Annotated in this window: 12 protein-coding genes and 2 pseudogenes; 10 read left to right on the plus strand and 4 right to left on the minus strand. The window is 73.6% G+C overall.

What is annotated here, in order from left to right; all coding sequences use genetic code 11:
• Positions 1–64: 64 nt before the first annotated feature.
• From ACPXBU_RS29495 to ACPXBU_RS29510, 4 genes are all read left to right on the plus strand, one after another.
• Positions 65–1,198, plus strand: coding sequence for a M48 family metallopeptidase (locus tag ACPXBU_RS29495; protein ID WP_425760665.1), 1,134 nt, complete (start codon positions 65–67; stop codon positions 1,196–1,198).
• Between the two features lie 21 nt (positions 1,199–1,219).
• Positions 1,220–2,581, plus strand: coding sequence for a dipeptidase (locus ACPXBU_RS29500; RefSeq protein ID WP_425760667.1), 1,362 nt, complete (start codon positions 1,220–1,222; stop codon positions 2,579–2,581).
• A 123-nt stretch (positions 2,582–2,704) separates the two neighbouring features.
• Positions 2,705–2,911 (plus strand): hypothetical protein, encoded by a 207-nt coding sequence (locus ACPXBU_RS29505; RefSeq protein WP_030333429.1) that lies wholly within the window; start codon positions 2,705–2,707, stop codon positions 2,909–2,911.
• A 149-nt stretch (positions 2,912–3,060) separates the two neighbouring features.
• Positions 3,061–4,653 (plus strand): ATP-dependent DNA ligase, encoded by a 1,593-nt coding sequence (locus ACPXBU_RS29510; RefSeq protein WP_393374023.1) that lies wholly within the window; start codon positions 3,061–3,063, stop codon positions 4,651–4,653.
• An 18-nt stretch (positions 4,654–4,671) separates the two neighbouring features.
• Here the strand turns inward: ACPXBU_RS29510 and ACPXBU_RS29515 are convergent, their stop codons facing one another.
• Together ACPXBU_RS29515 and ACPXBU_RS29520 are read right to left on the minus strand one after the other, a co-directional pair.
• Positions 4,672–5,550, minus strand: a complete 879-nt coding sequence (locus ACPXBU_RS29515) for a hypothetical protein (protein ID WP_425760669.1) — start codon at positions 5,548–5,550, stop codon at positions 4,672–4,674.
• Between the two features lie 102 nt (positions 5,551–5,652).
• Positions 5,653–6,474, minus strand: a complete 822-nt coding sequence (locus ACPXBU_RS29520) for an SURF1 family cytochrome oxidase biogenesis protein (protein WP_393373790.1) — start codon at positions 6,472–6,474, stop codon at positions 5,653–5,655.
• 171 nt (positions 6,475–6,645) lie between these two features.
• Here ACPXBU_RS29520 and ACPXBU_RS29525 point away from each other — a divergent pair, with 171 nt between their 5' ends.
• Positions 6,646–8,049 carry a cobyrinate a,c-diamide synthase gene (locus ACPXBU_RS29525; protein ID WP_393373788.1) on the plus strand — a complete coding sequence of 468 codons (1,404 nt, stop codon included), beginning with the start codon at positions 6,646–6,648 and terminating at the stop codon, positions 8,047–8,049.
• A gap of 30 nt (positions 8,050–8,079) precedes the next feature.
• On the opposite strand, the gene ACPXBU_RS29530 is transcribed toward ACPXBU_RS29525, so the two are convergent.
• Complete coding sequence (locus ACPXBU_RS29530) at positions 8,080–10,209, minus strand: transglycosylase domain-containing protein (protein ID WP_425760671.1); 2,130 nt, start codon at positions 10,207–10,209, stop codon at positions 8,080–8,082.
• A 121-nt stretch (positions 10,210–10,330) separates the two neighbouring features.
• On the opposite strand from ACPXBU_RS29530, the gene cobC reads away from it, so the two are divergent.
• From cobC to ACPXBU_RS29555, 5 genes and pseudogenes are all read left to right on the plus strand, one after another.
• Positions 10,331–11,416 carry an Rv2231c family pyridoxal phosphate-dependent protein CobC gene (gene cobC, locus ACPXBU_RS29535; protein WP_425760673.1) on the plus strand — a complete coding sequence of 362 codons (1,086 nt, stop codon included), beginning with the start codon at positions 10,331–10,333 and terminating at the stop codon, positions 11,414–11,416.
• Positions 11,416–12,537: a nicotinate-nucleotide--dimethylbenzimidazole phosphoribosyltransferase gene (cobT, locus tag ACPXBU_RS29540; protein WP_425760760.1), complete on the plus strand. Its 1,122-nt coding sequence runs from the start codon at positions 11,416–11,418 to the stop codon at positions 12,535–12,537. The genes cobC and cobT overlap by 1 nt, the downstream gene beginning before the upstream one ends.
• A gap of 40 nt (positions 12,538–12,577) precedes the next feature.
• A pseudogene (locus ACPXBU_RS29545) lies at positions 12,578–13,084 on the plus strand (precorrin-2 dehydrogenase/sirohydrochlorin ferrochelatase family protein); the annotation flags it as partial.
• A 138-nt stretch (positions 13,085–13,222) separates the two neighbouring features.
• Positions 13,223–14,023, plus strand: a pseudogene (cobA, locus tag ACPXBU_RS29550) (uroporphyrinogen-III C-methyltransferase); the annotation flags it as partial.
• 133 nt (positions 14,024–14,156) lie between these two features.
• Positions 14,157–15,443 (plus strand): hypothetical protein, encoded by a 1,287-nt coding sequence (locus ACPXBU_RS29555; protein WP_425760675.1) that lies wholly within the window; start codon positions 14,157–14,159, stop codon positions 15,441–15,443.
• 78 nt (positions 15,444–15,521) lie between these two features.
• Here ACPXBU_RS29555 and otsB read toward each other — a convergent pair whose 3' ends face one another.
• Positions 15,522–18,101 (minus strand): trehalose-phosphatase, encoded by a 2,580-nt coding sequence (gene otsB, locus ACPXBU_RS29560; protein ID WP_393373776.1) that lies wholly within the window; start codon positions 18,099–18,101, stop codon positions 15,522–15,524.
• Positions 18,102–18,106 lie beyond the last annotated feature (5 nt).

Consider the following 18,106-nt stretch of genomic DNA (forward strand, 5'->3'; position numbering starts at 1 on the left):
ATCGGCTGCGGCACGATGCGAGGAGGCCGCGGCACGATGCGCGACGGCGAACGGGGGACTCATCATGTCGGCAACGGACCCGCCCGCGCGGCGCCGGATCACGCTCACCGGGATCAGCTCGCGGGCCTGGGAGCACCCGGCCGACCGGGGCGCCCTTGTCGCGTTGCGGGAGCTGCGCGGTTTCGACGACGTGGTGCGGTCGTTCTTCGGCATGTGGAACGAGCGCGGCTTCCGGCTGTCCGTGCTGGCCTCCGGCATCCGGGTCGACCATCGGCAGTATCCGGCCGTGTGGCAGCGCTACACCGAGGCGGCGGCGGTGCTCGACGTGGCCGAGCTGCCGGAGCTGTACGTGACCCAGTCGCCCTGGTTGGGCGCCGAGGCGGTTGGCCTGGAACGGCCGTTCATCGTGCTGAACTCCGCGTGCGTGCAGCAGCTCGACGAGGACGAGCTGCGCTGCCTGCTCGGCCACGAGTTGGGGCACGTGGGCAGCGGCCACGCGGTCTACAAGACCATGCTCATGATCCTCACCCGGTGGGCGACGAACCTGAGCTGGTTGCCGGTGGGCGCGATCGCGCTGCGGGCGATCATCGCGGCGATGCTGGAGTGGTGGCGCAAGGCGGAGTTGTCCGCCGATCGGGCCGGTCTGCTCGCCGGGCAGGACCCGGCCGCCGCGCTGCGGCTGCTGATGAAGCTCGCCGGCGGCGGTGACCTGTCGCAGATCGACACGACCGCGTTCCTGGAGCAGGCCGCCGAGTACGCCGGGGGCGGCGACCTGCGCGACAGCCTGCACAAGATCCGGATGACGGCGTGGAGCACCCATCCCGCGCCGGTGGCACGGGCGGCGCAACTGCGCCAGTGGGTCGACTCCGGGGCGTACGGGCGGGTGCTGGCCGGGGACTATCCGCGCCGTGACGACGACAGCTCGACAAGCGTCTCCGAGGAGATCAAGGCGGCTGCCGACTCGTACCGGGAGGAGTTCAGCCGCTCCACCGACCCGCTTGTCGGGTTGCTGCGCCGGTTCGGCGACGGCGCGAGCGACGTCGGCGAGTGGGTCGGCGGTACCGCCGGCCGGGCCCGCTCCTGGGTGGATGCCGCCACCGAGGCGGCGGGCCGCGCGCAGCGCGCCGGCCGGGCCGCCCCGGGTGCCGCCCCGGCGGACGGCGATGCTGGTACGGGCTCCGCCGGCACGCCCCGGTAAGGCCGGCATACGATTCCGGTCATGACCTCTCCGATCCTGTCCGAGTCCGAGGTGCGGGCCGCCGTCGAGCGGGAGATGCCCGGCGTACGCGCCGACCTGGAACGTCTCGTCCGCATCCCCGGCATCGCCTTCGAGGGCTTCGACCACTCGCACGTGGAACGTTCCGCCGAGGCGGTCGCCGAACTGCTGCGCGGCTGCGGCCTGGATGTCGACATCGTGCGTTCCGGCGGTCAGCCGGCAGTGATCGGCCGTCGCGCCGCCCCGCCCGGCGCGCCGACCGTCATGCTCTACGCCCACCACGACGTGCAGCCGGTCGGCGACCTGTCGCTGTGGGAGTCCGACCCGTTCGAGCCGGTGGAGCGGGACGGTCGGCTCTACGCCCGGGGTGCGGCCGACGACAAGGCCGGCATCATGGCGCACGTGGCGGCCCTGCGGGCGTACGGGGACGCGCTGCCGGTGGGTGTCGTGCTCTTCGTCGAGGGCGAGGAGGAGTTCGGCTCCGACTCGCTGGAGCGGCTGCTCGCCGAGCACCGGGACAAGATCGCCTCGGACGTCATCGTGATCGCCGACTCCGGCAACTGGGACATCGGCGTACCGGCGCTGACCACCTCGCTGCGCGGCCTCGTCAACTGCTTCGTCGAGGTACGCACGCTGGACCACGCGGTGCACAGCGGCATGTTCGGTGGCGTGGCGCCGGACGCGCTCACCGCGCTGGCCCGGTTGCTGGCGACCCTGCACGACGACGCCGGTGACGTGGCGGTGGCCGGGCTGGTCGGCCGGGAGGGCGCCACCGTCGACTACCCGGAGGATCGGTTCCGGGCCGAGGCCGGGTTGGCCGAGGGTGTGCAGTTCATCGGCACCGGCCGGATCACCGACCGACTCTGGACCAAGCCGGCGCTGGCGGTGCTCGGCATCGACGCCCCACCCACCGGCGAGGCCCCGAACGCCCTGGTCCCGGCCGCGAAGGCGAAGCTCAGCATCCGGCTCGCGCCGGGCGAGGACCCCAAGCGGGCGTACGCGGCGGTGCGCGCGCACCTGGAGCAGCACGCGCCGTGGGGCGCCCAGGTGACAGTCAGTTTCGAGCACGATGGCAACCCGTGCGTGATCGACGCGTCCGGGCCGGTGTTCGACGCCGCGCGTTCGGCCTTCCGGGCCGCCTGGGACGGCACCGAGCCGGTGGACATCGGCGTCGGCGGCTCGATCCCGTTCATCGCCACCTTCCAGGAGATGTTCCCGAAGGCGGCGATCCTGGTGACCGGAGTGGAGGACCCGCACGCCCGCGCGCACGGCCCGAACGAGAGCCTGCACCTGGGGGAGTTCGCGAAGGTCTGTCTGGCCGAGGCGCTGCTGCTGGGCAAGGTGGCGGTGGCGGCCGGCGCCTAGGGTCTGCGCCGCCTGGCTCCCGGTCGGGGCACTCGGCGGGACGTTGCGTATCGGATCGGCAACGTGGGTCTGATCTGGGGCTTTACGGCGTGTCGCACGGCCGTCTGTTATAGCCTTTCGTACATGAGTACGAACGAGGTGATGGCCCGGTTGGGGGCCGCTGTCAGCGCACTGGGAGATGTCGACGTCTCCGCGTGGTCCGAGGACACGCTCAACGAACAGCTCGGTGAGCTCTCCGCCGCTCTGGTCGCCCTCGACTCGGTGCTCTCCCGGGTCGCCGGCGAGGTCCGTGCGCGGGGGTTGCGCATCGAGGAGCCCGTCTCCGCCTAGGGCGTGTCAAAGTCCTCGGTCGAGCCGCCGCAGGCCGGCCAGGGGCTTTGACACACGCCCTGGATCCGTCGCCCACGTTCGTGGGCGGCACCCTGCCGACACCGCCCGGGCACGGCAATGCCCGGGCGGTGTCGGAGGTGACTGGCAGGATGGGCGGCGTGCGGTTCCTCGACCTGGCAGCGACGTCCGCGGCCGTGGGCGCCACCAGCGGCCGGCGGGCCAAGGTGGAGCTGCTCGCTGACGCGTTGCGCCGACTCGACCCGGCCGAGGTCGAGCCCGGCGCCGGCTACCTCGCGGGTGAGCTGCGTCAACGGCAGACCGGGGTGGGCTATGCCAGCCTTCGTGACCTGCCGCCACCGGCGGTCGAGCCGACGCTGACCGTGGCCGCCGTCGACGCGGCCATCGCGCAGATCGCCGCGGTGCACGGCACGGGTTCGCAGACCCGGCGTCGGGCGCTGCTCGGTGCCCTTTATGCGGCGGCGACGGCCGACGAGCAGCGCCTGCTCACCGGCCTGTTCAGCGGCGAGCTGCGGCAGGGCGCGCAGGCGGGGCTTCTCGCCGACGCGGTGGCGCGGGCCGCCGACGTGCCGGTGGCTGCGGTCCGCCGGGCGTTGTTGCTCGCCGGTGACCTGCGCGCCGTGGCGGTGGCCGCGCTGGCCGGAGGAGCGGCCGAGCTGGCCGGGTTCGGCCTGCGGGTGGGCCGACCGTTGGCGCCGATGCTCGCGCAGAGCGCACCCTCGGTCGACGAGGCGCTCGCCGCGACGGGCACGCCGGCGGTGGTCGACGTCAAGCTCGACGGCATCCGCATCCAGGTGCACCGCTCCGGCACGGACATCGCCGTCTTCACCCGCAGCCTCGACGAGATCACCAGCCGGGTGCCGGAGGTGGTCGCCGCGGTCCGGGCCCTGCCGGGGCGGGAGTTGGTGCTCGACGGCGAGGCGATCGGCCTCGACGAGACGGGGCGACCACTGCCGTTCCAGCAGACGTCGAGCCGGGCCGCCCGACGCACCACCCCGAGCACCACCGGGCGCACACCTGTCGCGCCGGCGGTGCTCGCGGCGGCGGCCAGCACGGGCGCGACGGTGCTGACTCCGTACTTCTTCGACCTGCTGCACCTCGACGGTGACGATCTGATCGACAGGCCCGGCCGGGAGCGGTGGGCCGCCCTCGCCGGTGCGGTGGATTCGTCACTGCTGGTCGGGCGGATGGAGGTCGACGGCCCCGAGCAGGCCGCCGCCGCGTTCGCCGCCGCGCTCGACGCCGGGCAGGAGGGCGTCGTGGTCAAGGCGCCGGACGCCCCCTACGACGCCGGTCGGCGCGGTGCCGCCTGGGTCAAGGTCAAGCCACGACACACCCTCGACCTGGTGGTGCTCGCCGTCGAGTGGGGCAGTGGCCGGCGCAAGGGCTGGCTGTCGAACCTGCATCTGGGCGCGCGTGACCCGCACACGGGCGGCTTCGTCATGCTCGGCAAGACGTTCAAGGGGCTCACCGACGAGCTGCTGCGCTGGCAGACCGAGCGTTTCCTCGACCTCGCCGTGGAGCGCGGCGACTGGGTGGTGCGGGTCCGCCCCGAGCAGGTGGTGGAGATCGCCTTCGACGGGGTGCAGACCAGCTCGCGCTATCCCGGCGGGATGGCGCTGCGGTTCGCCCGGGTGGTGCGATACCGCGACGACAAGTCCGCCGCCGAGGCGGACACCATCGACGCCGTCCGCGCCATCCACGCCGGCCGGGTCACCGGCTGACGGCCGCGCCAGCCCCGATCACCTGCCGGACAACGACCGGGCGTAGTTGACCTGGTTGTTGACGTGCTGCACCTGGCCCTGGTCGCTGACCGGGATCCGGGCCACGTACTGCTGATGGCCATTGGTGACCGTGACCTGCACGGTGCCGTGGTGGCGGGTCTCCTTGACCAGCAGGAAGAGCAGGCTGAAGAAGGCCAGGCAGAAGAAGCCGACGATCGCGCAGACAAGCGCCCAGGTGGCCACCTTCTCCTCGCGTTGCCAGTAGTCGGCCACGTGCCAGGTGGCCCCGGCCAACGGCAGCACCCCGGTGGGCGTGCGGATGATCGGCGGGCACACCGAGATTTCGGCGATCTGCACCGCGACCACCTCCGGCCCGGCGTGGCCGAGCGGCGCCGGGTGCGCCGACACAAGTGCCGGTGGGTACGGCCCGGACACCGGCCACGCCCCGCCGGGCGGCGTCGAGTGCTGCGCGGGCGGGCCGGAGAACGGCGGCGTCGAGAACGGCGGTGCCGGCGGTGCCGAGAACGGCGGTGCCGGTGGCGCCGAGAACGGTGCCGTCTGCGCCGGCGGCACCGGCGACGCGGAGAACGGCGGTGCCGCTTGCCCCGGGAACGGCGGTGCCGCTTGCCCCGGGAACGGCGGTGCCGCTTGCGCCGGGAACGGCGGTGCCGCTTGCGCCGGGAACGGCGGTGCCGCTTGCGCCGGGAACGGCGGTGCCGGAGGCGCGGGGAACGGCGGTGCCGGAGGCGGTGTGGCCTCTGGCGGCACGCTCGGGAAGGGTGTCGTGGGCGGGGTCGTCGGCAGCGCCCCGGTGGACGAGGTGGCGCTCCACGGATCGATCGCCGGTTGCGGCTGGGTCACCGGCTCCGGCGCCGCGGCCGTGGGATCCGAACTCACCGAGACCTCCAACGCGGGATCGTCACGTCGCGCAGGCTACCGGCTGCCCCGTCGTGCCGCATGCCCCCGCGTGTCCGTGTGGGACGCGGACCCGGGCCTCGGTCAGGCCGACGCGCTCGGCGTCGGCTCGGCGGCCCGGTCCAACGGGGCCGCGGTGACGCCGATCCCGGCGGCGCGGCGGGCCTCCCGGCGGGCCACCCAGCCGTAGCCGAACAGGGCCATCACCGCGAAGAGCCACCACTGCACGACGTAGCCGAAATTCTGCCAGTTGTTGGCGTGCCCGACGGGCACCGCCTTGAACACCGGGTCGGCCGCCGGGGTCTGCTCGTCGAGCAGCAGGTAGGCGCCGTAGACGGGGTACGGCAGCTCGCCGGCGAGACGCGAGACGCCGATCCGGCGGATCTCCAGTCGCCCGTCGCGTCGCGCCACCGCGCCGGCGCCGCTCTCGGTCTCGTGCACCCGACCGACCACCGTCACGTCGCCGGTCGGCACGGCGGGCACCGACGGCTGGGCGGTCGCCCCACCCGGCGCCGGCGGGATCCAACCCCGATCCACGAGCAGCGCGGTGCCGTCGGTCAGCACCAGCGGGGTGAGCACCTCGAAGCCGACCCGGCTGTCCACCGTCCGGCCACGGACCAGCACGGTGTTCGTCGGGTCGTACCGGCCGGTGACGGTGATCCGGGTCCAGACCTTGTCCTCGGCCGGCGCGGGCCCGACCGTCCCCGCGCCGCCGGTCGGGGCGCGCAGGGCGTCGGCCAGTGGCGTCGGGGCCATCCGCTGGCCCGCGTCGATCCGCTCGTTGACCTCGGTACGCCCCCGGTAGCGGTCCAGCTGCCAGTCGCCGAGGAACACCATCACGGCGGCGGCGACCAGGGTCAGCGCGAGAGCGCCCAGCCAGCGTGGGCTCAGCAGGAACCGGTACACAGCACGAGGCTACCCGTATGACCGGCACCACTGACCTGGACCGGGCCGGGACCGCGCCGCCGGCCCCGGTTGGCGGTGCTCGCCTCGACAGCCGGACGGGTATCGTCACGCCGACGGATCGGCCCCGGTCGTCCCCGTCGCGTACCCGCCGCCGCTCGCGAGGAGTCGATAATGACCGTCGTGCCGCGCCTGGTGCTCAGCGCGCCGTCCTCCGGGCACGGTAAGAACGCGCTGGCGATCGGGCTGCTCGCCGCCCTGGCGGAGCGTGGGGTCGACGTCGCCGGGTTCAAGCTCGGGCCGGACCACGTCGACGCCGCGTACCTCGGTCTGGCCGCCGGTCGTCCCGGTCGGGTGATCGATCCCCGGCTGGTCGGCACCGACCGGCTCGCCCCGCTGGTGGCGCACGGCGCGGCCGGCGCCGGGCTCGCCGTGGTGCAGGGCAGCATGGGGCTGTACGACTCGGTCGGCGGCCGCCCCGAGCAGGAGTCCACCGCCGCCGCGGCGGCCGCGCTGCGCAGCCCGGTGGTGCTCGTTGTCGACGTGGCCGCGATGGGTCAGTCGGTGGCGGCCCTGGTGCACGGTTTTCGCTCGTACGACGAGCAGTTGTGGCTCGGCGGGGTGATCCTCAACCGGGTGGCCTCCTCGCGGCACGAGGGCATGCTGCGCGAGGCGTTGGACGACGTGGGTGTGCCGGTCTACGGTGCGCTGCGTCGGCACGACCTGCCGGCGGTGCTGCCGTCGCGGCGGCACGGCGTGGCACCGGTGGTCGACGGGTCGGCTGACGCCGTCCGAGCGGTTCGTCGGCTGGGCGAGGCCGTCGCCGCCACCGTCGATCTGGAACGGCTTCTCGGGCTGGCCCGCTCGGCCCCGCCGCTGACGGCCCCGGCCTGGTCCGCCGAGGAGGTCCTCGGCGGGTTCACCGCGCCGGCGAACCGCCCGCTCGTGGCACTCGCCGGTGGGCCGGGTGGCAGCTTCAGCCACCCGGAGACCGCCGAGCTGCTGCGGGCCGCCGGCGCCGAGGTCGTCACCGTCGATCCGCTGCGCGACGAGGCGCTGCCGGTCGGCACCCGCGCGCTTGTCGTCGGGGGCGCGCTGCCCGAGGCGTACGCCGAGCAGTTGTCGGCCAACCGGCGGCTCTGCATCGCGGTGGCCGAGTTGGCGCGGACCGGGCGTCCGGTGATCGCCGAGGGCACCGGGTTGCTCTGGCTGGCCCGCGAGCTGGACGGGCTGCCGATGTGCGGGGTCCTCGACGCGGTAGGTGTCAGTCGGGACGGCCTGGTGGCCGGCTACCGGGAGGCGACCGCCCAGACCGACAGCGTGGTCGCCGCCCACGGCACGGTGCTCGTCGGCCACAAGGCGCACCGTGCGGTGCTGACCCCCCGCGCTGGTCAGCGCCCGGCGTGGAGCTGGGAGGGCGGCACCCCGGAGGGCTTCGTCTGGCGCAGTGTGCACGCCTCGCAGCTCACCCTGCACTGGGCCGGTCATCCGGCCACGGCCGCCCGGTTGGTCGCCGCGGCGGCGACCGACCCGACGACCGAGGTGGTGCCGGTGGAGTCCGGCGGGGTGCCGGCCTGATCCCTCGGCCGGCGGTGCGCCACCGCCGCGTCAGCCGACGATCGCGTCCGACGGTGGGGTGAACTGGCGGGTCGGTGTGCCCTTCAGGCCGTCGCGGAGGGTCTCCGCGACCGCCTTGATCGGGATCTGGGACTGCCCGTCACCCACGGCGTTGAACGGGTTGTCCGGGTCGGAGATGAAGCTCGCCGCGGCCAGCTCCGGGGTGTAGCCGACGAACCAGGCGGACCGGGTGCTGTCGGTGGTACCGGTCTTGCCGGCCACCGGGCGTCCGACCGTGCCCCGGACGCTGTCGGCGGTGGACCAGCCGCCGCAGCTACCGCGCGCCGGGGTGTCTCCGGTCGGGCAGCGGGCGGCGTCGGTGGCCGCCCGAGCGGCGTCCGCGCTGACCACCTGTCGGCAGCGTGGCTTGGCCACCTCGCGATGGATGCCTCCCGGGGTGGAGTACGTGGCGGGCGTGCCGTCCCGATTCATGATCGACTGAACGGGGATCGCCTCGCAGTAGCGGCCGTCAGCGGCGATGGCGGCGTAGGCGTTCGCCATCTCCAACGGGGTGGCGTCGGAGACGCCCAGGGTGAACGCGCCCCACTTCTTCACCTTTGTCGGGGACGCCTGTTCCCGGTCGACGTCGGTGCGCCACCGCAGCCCGAGTTGCTCGGCCAACCGGACCGCCCGGTCCGCGCCGACCTTCTCCTCCAGCCACACGAAGTACGTGTTCACCGACTTGCCGAAGCCGGACCACATGGTCTGCTGCCCGGTCATGGCGCCGCTGGCGTTCGAGGGCGCCCACCCGTCGTAGACGGCCGACTTGTAGCGGTAGGGGGCGTTGAACGAGGTGGAGAGCGTCATCCCCGAGTCCAGCGCGGCAAGCATCGGGAACATCTTGAACGTGGACCCGGCCTGGTAGCCCGCCAGGTCACCGCCGCCGAGCAACGGCGCGACCGTGTTCGGGTAGTTGGCCTTCACCTTCGGCCCGGCCTCGGGGTTGGAGCTCTGCGGGTTCTCGTCGAGGTCCAGCGAGTACGTCCGGTTCACCGCCATCGCCTTGACCCGGCCGGTGCCCGGCTCGGAGACCACGATCCCGTTGGCGAACGGGCTGCCGGTGGCCTCCTTGCTGCCGACGTTCTTCTCCGCCGCCGCCTGGATCTTCGGGTCGAGGCTGAGCACGATCCGGTAGCCGCCCCGGCGCAGCTTGTCCATGCGTTCCAGCGGGTTCGCGCCGAAGGCGGGCTGCGCGCTCCACCAGTTCTTCAGGTAGTCGCAGGCGAAGCCCCAGCTGTTGTACTTCTCCGCCACCGCGGCGCAGTCGTGCGGCGGGGTGGTCAGTTTCAGCCGGATCGGCTCCGCCTTGGCGGCGGCGGCCGAGTCGGGGGAGAGGTAACCGAGCTGGCTCATCCGGTCCAGCACGTAGTCCCGCCGCCCGGTGGCCTCCTTCTGGTCGGAGTCGGCCGGGTCGTACTCCGACGGGGACTTGACCAGCCCGGCGAGGGTGGCGGCCTCGACCGGGGTGAGGTCCTTCGGGGTCTTGGAGAAGAAGATCTCGCTGGCCGCGTAGATGCCGTACGCCCGGTGTCCGAAGTACGCCGAGTTGAGGTAGCGCTCCAGGATCTGCTCCTTGCTCAGCTCCTTCTCCAGGTCCAGCGCCATCCGCATCTCCTTGACCTTGCGCAGGCTGGTCTGCTGGGTGGCTTCCTGGACCTCCTTGGGCGTGGTCGAGCTGTCCCGCAGGGCCATCCGGACGTACTGCATGGTCAGGGTCGACGCGCCCTGGGAGCCGCCGGAGCGGGCGTTGGACACGAAGGCGCGGGCCACGCCCTTCGGGTCGACGCCGTGGTGCTGGTAGAAGCGCGAGTCCTCGGCGGCGATGATCGCCTGCTGGATGTTCGGCGACATGTCCGACAGCTTGGTGTACTGCCGGTACTCCTCGTAGAACATGGTCAGCACGGTCTTGCCGTCCGGGGCGTAGACGTAGGAGGTCTCGGCGGGCAGGGCGGTGGTCAGCACTCGGGTCTTCTGCTCCACGGCGTGCGCGGTGGCCTTCGCGCCGAGCCCGGTGAGGGCGACGAGTGGGTACGCGGCGGCGGCGATCACGATTCCGGCGATCAGTCCGGCGCGAAGAAGAGGGACGAGTCGACCAGCGGCAGCAAGGGGTCGGTTACTCACATTGCCAAGTTATGACATTTCCGATTCGTACCTGAGAAGAACTCTTAAACCGGCAAGTGGTGACGCGGCTTACGCCGCGATCGGCTGTCCCACCGGCCGCCTTCCCGGCAGGATCGCGGGCATGTCTGATCAGCCGAGCGGAATGGTCGCCACCGCCGGGGTCGAACCGGACCTCGCGCACCACGGCGACGCGGAGGTCGGCGACGGGCTGATCGACCTCGCCGTCAACGTCCGGCAGGCGCCGGCCCTCGCCTGGTTGGCCGACCCGATCGCCGCGACCCTGACCGATCTGGCCCGCTACCCGGACCCGGCGCCGGCCCGGGCGGCCGTCGCGGCCCGACACGGCCGTCACCCGAACGAGGTGCTGCTCACCGCAGGCGCCGCCGAGGGCTTCGTGCTGATCGCCCAGGCGCTTCGCGGGGTGCGCCGGCCGGTGGTGGTGCACCCCCAGTTCACCGAGCCGGAGGCGGCGCTGCGGGCTGCCGGGCATCCGGTCGAGCGGGTGCTGCTGGACCCCGCCGACGGCTTCCGGCTCGACCCGTCCCGGGTGCCCGCCGACGCCGACCTCGTGATGATCGGCAATCCCACGAACCCGACGTCGGTGCTGCACCCCGCGCGGACGGTGGCCGCGCTGGCCCGCCCCGGCCGGGTGCTCGTGGTCGACGAGGCGTTCGCCGACACCACGATCGCCACCGGGCACCCCGGCGAACCGGAGTCGCTTGCCGAGCGTCGCGACCTGCCCGGTCTGCTCGTCCTGCGCAGCCTCACCAAGACGTGGGGCCTGGCCGGCCTCCGGATCGGCTACCTGCTCGGGGCTCCGGAGCTGCTGGCCCGGCTGGCCGCCGTCCAGCCGCTCTGGGCCGTCTCGACACCCGCGCTGGCCGCCGCGTCGGCCTGCGCCAGCACCGTCGCGGTCCAGGCCGAGCGCGCGATCGCCGCCGATCTCGCCGCCGACCGCGACCACCTGGTCACCCGCCTCGCCGACCTGCCCGGTGTACGCGTCGTCGGCCGCCCGGCCAGCGCGTTCGTCCTGCTGCACGTGCCGGGCGCGACAGCGATCCGGGCCGCCCTGCGCGAGCGCGGCTGGGCGGTCCGCCGGGGCGACACCTTCCCCGGCCTCGGCCCGGACTGGCTGCGGGTGGCGGTACGCGACCGAAACACGACCGACGCGTTCATCGAGGCGCTGCGCGAGATCATGGAGGCATGATGCTGGAGACCACGATCGGGGCGATCCGACCAGCGGACGAAGCGGCCATGGCCGCCGCCCGTGAGCTGCACGGCCGGCTGACCAAGCCGGCGGGCTCGCTGGGCGCGTTGGAGGAGCTGTCGGTACGCCTCGCCGGCCTCGCCGGGGCCTGCCCACCACCGCTGCCCGAGCCGGCCGCGGTCGCGATCTTCGCGGGCGACCACGGGGTGCACGCCCAGGGGGTCAGCCCCTGGCCGCAGGAGGTCACCGGGCAGATGATCGGCAACTTCCTGGCCGGTGGGGCGGTGGTCAACGCGTTCGCCCGACAGGCCGGCGCGTCGGTCACCGTAGTCGACGTCGGGGTGGCCACCCCGCTGCCCGCCACCGACCCGGCCGTGCTCGACCCGGTTGGGTCCGGTCCGGTTGGGTCCGGTCCGGCCGTGCTCGACCTGGCGGTGCCCCGGCTGGTTGCCGCGTCGGTCCGCCGGGGCACGCGCGATTTCACGGTGACCGCCGCACTCACGCGGGACGAGGCGCTGGCGGCGGTGCAGACCGGCATCCGGATCGCCGACGAGCTGATCGACGCGGGAGCCGGCATCCTGCTCACCGGTGACATGGGCATCGGCAACACCACCCCGGCCGCCGCGCTGATCGCTGCGTTCACCGGCGCCGACCCGCTCGACTCCACCGGTCGGGGCACCGGCATCGACGACCCGACCTACGCGCACAAGGTTGCCGTGGTGCGCGCCGCGCTGACCCGGCACGCGCCCGACCCGGCCGACCCGCTGGGTGTGCTGGCCGCCGTCGGTGGCCTGGAGCACGCCGCGCTGGCCGGGCTGATCCTGGGGGCCGCCGCCCGCCGTACGCCGGTGTTGCTGGACGGCGTGATCGCGGTCTCGGCCGCGCTGGCCGCCGCCGCGTTCGCCCCGGACGCGGTCTGCGCCATGGTCGCCGGGCACCGTTCGGCCGAGCCGGGTGCGACCGCGGGACTGCGGCACCTCGGCCTCGACCCGCTCATCGACCTGGGGCTGCGCCTCGGCGAGGGCACCGGCGCACTGTTGGCGTTGCCAGTGGTCAGCGGCGCGGTGCGGGTGCTGCACGAGGTGGCCACCTTCGACTCCGCCGGGGTGGCCGAGAAGTGACGAGGCGCAGCGAGCGAGCCGTCCGCTTCGGTGGTGCGGCGTGACCTCCAATCCGTACCCCCTTGGTTTGCGGCTCGACGGGCGGCGGGTGGTCGTGGTGGGTGGTGGCGCGGTCGCCACCCGACGGGTGCCCGCGCTGCTGGACGCCGGCGCGGACGTCCTGCTGGTGGCCCCGGAGCTGACCCCGGCGCTGCGCGCCCGGGTCGACGCGGGTCGGCTGCACTGGGTGCCACGCCGGTTCCTGCCCCAGGACCTGGACGGCGCGTGGCTGGTCCAGGTGGCGGTCGACGACCCGATGGCGGCCGCTTCGGTGAGCGCCGTCGCCGCCGAGCGGCGGATCTTCTGCGTCCGGGCCGACGACCGGACCGCTGCCACCGCCTGGACCCCGGCGGTGACCCGGCACGGCCCGGTCACCGTGGCGGTGCTCGGCGGCGGTGACCCCCGGCGGGCGATGACCGTCCGGGACGCGATCCGCGACCTGCTCGCCGTCCGCCTGGCGCCGGGCGGAGGACAGAGCCGGCCCGCCGCTTCGCCCGCCGCGACCGGCTTGGGTGGCGTGGCCGGCTCGACTGGCGCGAGTGGCTCGGGTGGCGTGACCGGCGCGGTTGACGTGGCCGGCGCGAGCGGCTCGGCTGGCGTGGCGGGCTCGGGTGGCGTGGCGGGCTCGTCTGGCGTGGCGGGCTTGGGTGGCGTGGCCGGCTCGGGTGGCGTGGCCGGCTCGGCTGGCGCGAGTGGCTCGGCTGGTGTGGCCGGGCGGCCGGCGGGGCGGGTGGCGCTGGTCGGGGCGGGGCCGGGTGATCCGGAGCTGATCACCGTGAAGGGGTGGCGGCTGCTCACCGAGGCCGACGTGGTGGTCGCCGACCGGCTGGTGCCCGGCCTGCTCCTCGACGAACTGCGCCCGGACGTCGAGCTGGTGGACGCCTCGAAGATCCCCTACGGACCGTCCCGGGCCCAGGAGGAGATCAACCAGATCCTGGTCGACCGTGCGCTGGCCGGCGCCTTCGTGGTGCGGCTCAAGGGCGGCGACCCGTACGTCTTCGGCCGGGGCGGCGAGGAGCTGCTGGCGTGTGCGCAGGCCGGCGTGTCGGTGACCGTGGTGCCCGGGGTGACCAGCTCGATCGCCGCTCCCTCCGCGGCCGGGATTCCGGTCACCCATCGGGGGGTGGCGCACGAGTTCACAGTGGTCTCCGGGCATGTGGCACCCGACTCACCGGCGTCGCTGGTGCGTTGGGAGGCGATGGCGGGCCTGCGCGGCACCCTGGTGATCCTGATGGGGTTGAAGAACCTCGCCGCCATCACGGCCACCCTCGTCGCCCACGGTCGATCGCCGCAGACGCCGGCCGCCGTGGTGCAGGAAGCCACGACGGGTGCCCAGCGGGTGCTGCGATCCACGCTCGGCGCGGTGGCCGCCGACGCACTCGCCGCTGACCTGCGCCCGCCCGCGGTGGTCGTACTCGGTGACGTGGTGGGTGCCCTCGACGGCTGACCGGCGGCCCGGACGGTAGATCTTGGACACTTTCCGTTAGGCCGCGCTAACGGAAAGTGTCCAAGATTGCCAGTTGCGGCGGGGATCCGGCACGGTTACCGGGTTGTCGGTGGCTGTCGACACAATGTCGCCCATGCTCACCGTGAAGGATCCTCACGAGACGTGGCGGACGGAACTGCTCACACCTGTCGCGCTGCGGTGCGCAGGCCCCGGCCTGACCACCACCTTTGAGGATCTCCCCTCACGATGGCGTGACGCTCCGGTCCGGACCCTGCGGTGCGCGGACCCGGACGGCTCCTGGGCCGTCCTGGTCACGGTGGTCCGCGGCTATCCCCAACATCCGGGCGACTCGCTCGTCGGCAACGAGTTCGGCCGTGACCCGCACACCGGCTACGACCTGGACGCGCCCGGCAACCTGGTGTACGAGCTGCAGGTGACCGAGGACGACGGGTCCGACGAGGACGAGCTGCTGGCGTTCCGGCTCTTCGGTGACCCCCGGGCGGCCGGGGCGGAGGTGCTGCGGTGGGCCGGGAAGAAGGCGGCGTACTCGGTCAGCCCTCCGGTCGAGCGGGCCGCGGTGCGACAGCGCCGGGACCGTCGGCAGTTCGACAGTCGGCAGGCCAGCGCGGCATCGCCGCTGGTCCGGATCGGCGCGGTGTCGGACGAGGCCGCCGCCGACGTCGACGCCGTCGACGGGTCCGCGTTGTGCTGGCACTTTCCGCGCGGCAACACAGGCGCCTACCTGCGGTCCGCGGTCGTCGCACTTGCCGGTTACGGCGAGCAGCGGCCGCACCTGCGAGGCCGGTGGCTCACCGCACGGGTCGAGGGCGACGAGTTGGTCATCGGCGTCGACGAGCTGATCCCGGCCAACCAGCGGCACCGCTGGGACACCGCCCGCTGGCTGTGGGACCGCCGACAGGCGGACACCCCGGCGGGGCTTCGCTGGCAGGTCGATCGGGTCGAGCAGGCCGCCCCCGGGGTCGCGGCCGTCCGCCGTGGCGCGTTGCCAGAGGCGCTGACAAACGCCGGGGTGGAGACGGAACCGGAGCTCGACGCGTTGCTGACCGGGGTGCCGTACCGGCTCTCCGACGCCGAACTCACCCCGACCTGGGTGGCGAACCTGTACCGCGGTCTCGCCGACCTCGCGCCCTGGCGGCTGGACGCGGCGTACCGGGGATGGCGTGACGGCCGGCAGGCACTGGGGCTGCCGGTTCGGGATCCGGTTGTCCTCTTCGGCCTCGGCGGCGTCGGCGCGGCCCGTAAACCGAAGCTCGCGCTCGACCACACCGGCGACGCCCCACTGCTGTGCCTCACCTACACCGGCAGCAGCGCGGTGCTGCCGTACGCGCACTGGACGGTGCCCACCGACCTCGACGCCCGCCTGTACGGGTGGCAACCGAGCCTGCCGTACCCGGGCTGACCGACGTCTGTCGGCGCGGCGGCGTACGACGGGGCCGGAGCGCGCCTGCGCTCCGGCCCCGTCACACGCGCGGTCGAACTACTGCTTGAGCATGTTGTCCAGCAGCAGGGCACAGCGGATCAGCCCGAGGTGGCTGTACGCCTGCGGGTGGTTGCCCAGCCCGCGCTCGGCGAGCGGGTCGTACTGCTCCGGGAGCAGCCCGGTCGGACCGGCGGTGAGCACCATCTGTGCGAACAGCTCCTCGGCGTCGGTGCGGCGGCCGGTGCGCAGGTACGCCTCGATCAGCCACGCCGTGCAGATGTGGAAGCCGCCCTCACGGCCGGGCAGGCCGTCGTCCCAGTGGTAGCGGTAGACGACCGGGCCGCTGCGCAGGTCCGCCTCGATGCGCAGGACTGTGGACAGGAAGCGCGGGTCGTCACCCGGGAGCAGGCCGGAGAGCCCGATCCAGAGCGACGAGGCGTCCATGTCCTCGTCCCCGTACGCGACGCTGTACGCCTCGACGTCGGAGTGCCAACCCTGCTCCAGGACGTTGGCGCCGATCCGGTCGCGCAGGTCCTTCCACTCCGGCCGGTCCTCGCCGCCGTGCTCGCGCATCACGTGCAGCGCCCGGTCGACGGTCATCCAGCACATCACCTTGGAGAAGACGTGGTGCCGTGGTGGCAGCCGCGCCTCCCAGATGCCGTGGTCCGGCTCGTGCCAACGGCGGCGGACCGCCTCGACCATGTTTTCCAGGACCCGCCACTCGTCCTCGCGGACCGAGCCGCGAGCGTCGGCGACGGCCGCGATCAGGTCGGCGATCGGGCCGAAGACGTCGAGCTGGAGCTGGTGGTTGGCGAGGTTGCCGACCCGGACCGGCCGGGAGCCGGCGTAGCCGGGCAGCGTGTCGATGACCGCCTCGGCGCCCAACTCGTACCCGTCGATCGTGTAGAGCGGGTGCAGTCGCTCCGGGTGGCCGCCGGTGCGCTCGATGCAGCCGTCCACCCAGCGCAGCAGCGCCTCGGCCTCCTCGACGGAGCCCAGGTCGACGAGTGCGCGGGCGGTCAGCGCGGCGTCGCGCAGCCAGCAGTAGCGGTAGTCCCAGTTGCGGACGCCGCCCAGCTCCTCGGGGAGCGAGGTGGTCGCCGCGGCCAGGATCGAGCCGGTGGCCTCGTGACAGAGCCCGCGCAGGGTGAGGGCGCTGCGCGCGACCAGGTCACGGGCGGTGGACGGCAGCCGGAGCGAGGCCACCCAGTCCTTCCACGGCTGCTCGGCGGCGGCCTGCCGCTCGTGGATCGGCACCCGGTGGTGCTCCAGGCTGTGTGTGCCGAAGCGCAACTCCAGTACGACCTGCCCGCCGGCGGCGGAGAGGTCGACGATCGCCTTGGCGGTCTCGTACCCGCCGTCGTTGCCGACCTCCCACTCCACGCCGGGGGCGTAGAGCGCGACCGGCTCGTTGGAGCCGAGCACCAGCAGACCGTCGCCGATCGGCTGCAACTGCACGGCGACCTGACCGAACTCGGGCCTCGGCGCGAACTCCACCCGGGCCTTGCCGCTGCCGGTGAGCACCCGGATCAGGGTCGAGTCGCCGGTGATGACGGCGGGGCTGTCGTCCGGAGTGGTCTCCCGGGCCGGCTTGTCCAGCCAGTCGGTGACGGTGAGCCCGGACCACCGGGTCTCCACTGTCATCGTGCCGGAACGGTAGCGCTGGCCCAGCGGGATGCCCCCGCGTTCCGGGGCGACGCTGAAGTGACCGGCCGGGCTGCCACCGACCAGGTCGGCGAAGATCGCCGCCGAGTCCGGCTTGGGGTGACAGAGCCAGCTCACCTTGGCTTCGGGGGTGAGCAGAGCGACGGTACGACCGTTGGCCAGCATGGAGTGCCGCTCGATCGGCACCGCCCGCTCGCCGAACAGCCAGTGCCGTCGGGTCTCCAGCAGCAGCGCCAGCGCGCGGGCGGCCTCCAGCGGGTCGCCCACCCGGTAGCTGGCCTGGGTGTCCCCGGGGCCGATCTTGATGCCGAGGTCGGGACCGTGCAGGTGGCCGAACGCGTTCTCGTCGGTGACGTCGTCGCCGATGAACAGCACCGCGCTGGAGGCGAGCTGGGTCCGCAGTTGGTCGAGTGCGGTGCCCTTGTGGGTGGCCACGACGGAGAGCTCGATGACCTCCTTGCCCTGGGTCACGGTGACGCCGTCGAAGCTGGCCGGGCCGTTGCGGACGGCCTCGATGGCGGCGGCGGCGACCTCCGGGTCGACCCCGCGGGTGTGCACGGCCACGCTTGCCGGCTTGCGTTCCAGGCGGATGCCCGGGTGCGCGGCGGCGATCTCGCGCAGCGCGTTGCGTACCTGCTGGCGCACCGCGACCAGCTCGGGGGAGAGCCGCTCGACGAAGCCGATGTCGAACTCGGAGCCGTGGCTGCCGACGAGGTGCACCTCGCTGGGCAGCCGGGACAGTGCGGCCAGGTCGCGCAGCGCCCGGCCGGAGACGACCGCCACGGTTGTCTGCGGCAGCGCGGCGAGCGCGCGGACCGCGGCAACCGACTCGGGCAGTGGGACGGCCGTGCTCGGGTCCTCCACGATCGGCGCGAGTGTGCCGTCGTAGTCGCAGGCGACCAGGAGTTGGGGGACCCGGGCGATCCGGCCGATGGCGGAGCGCAGCTCGGGGTCCATCACCCCGGTGGCCATGGCGG

This window comes from Micromonospora sp. DT231 (genome assembly GCF_049847025.1).
Classification (GTDB): domain Bacteria; phylum Actinomycetota; class Actinomycetes; order Mycobacteriales; family Micromonosporaceae; genus Micromonospora.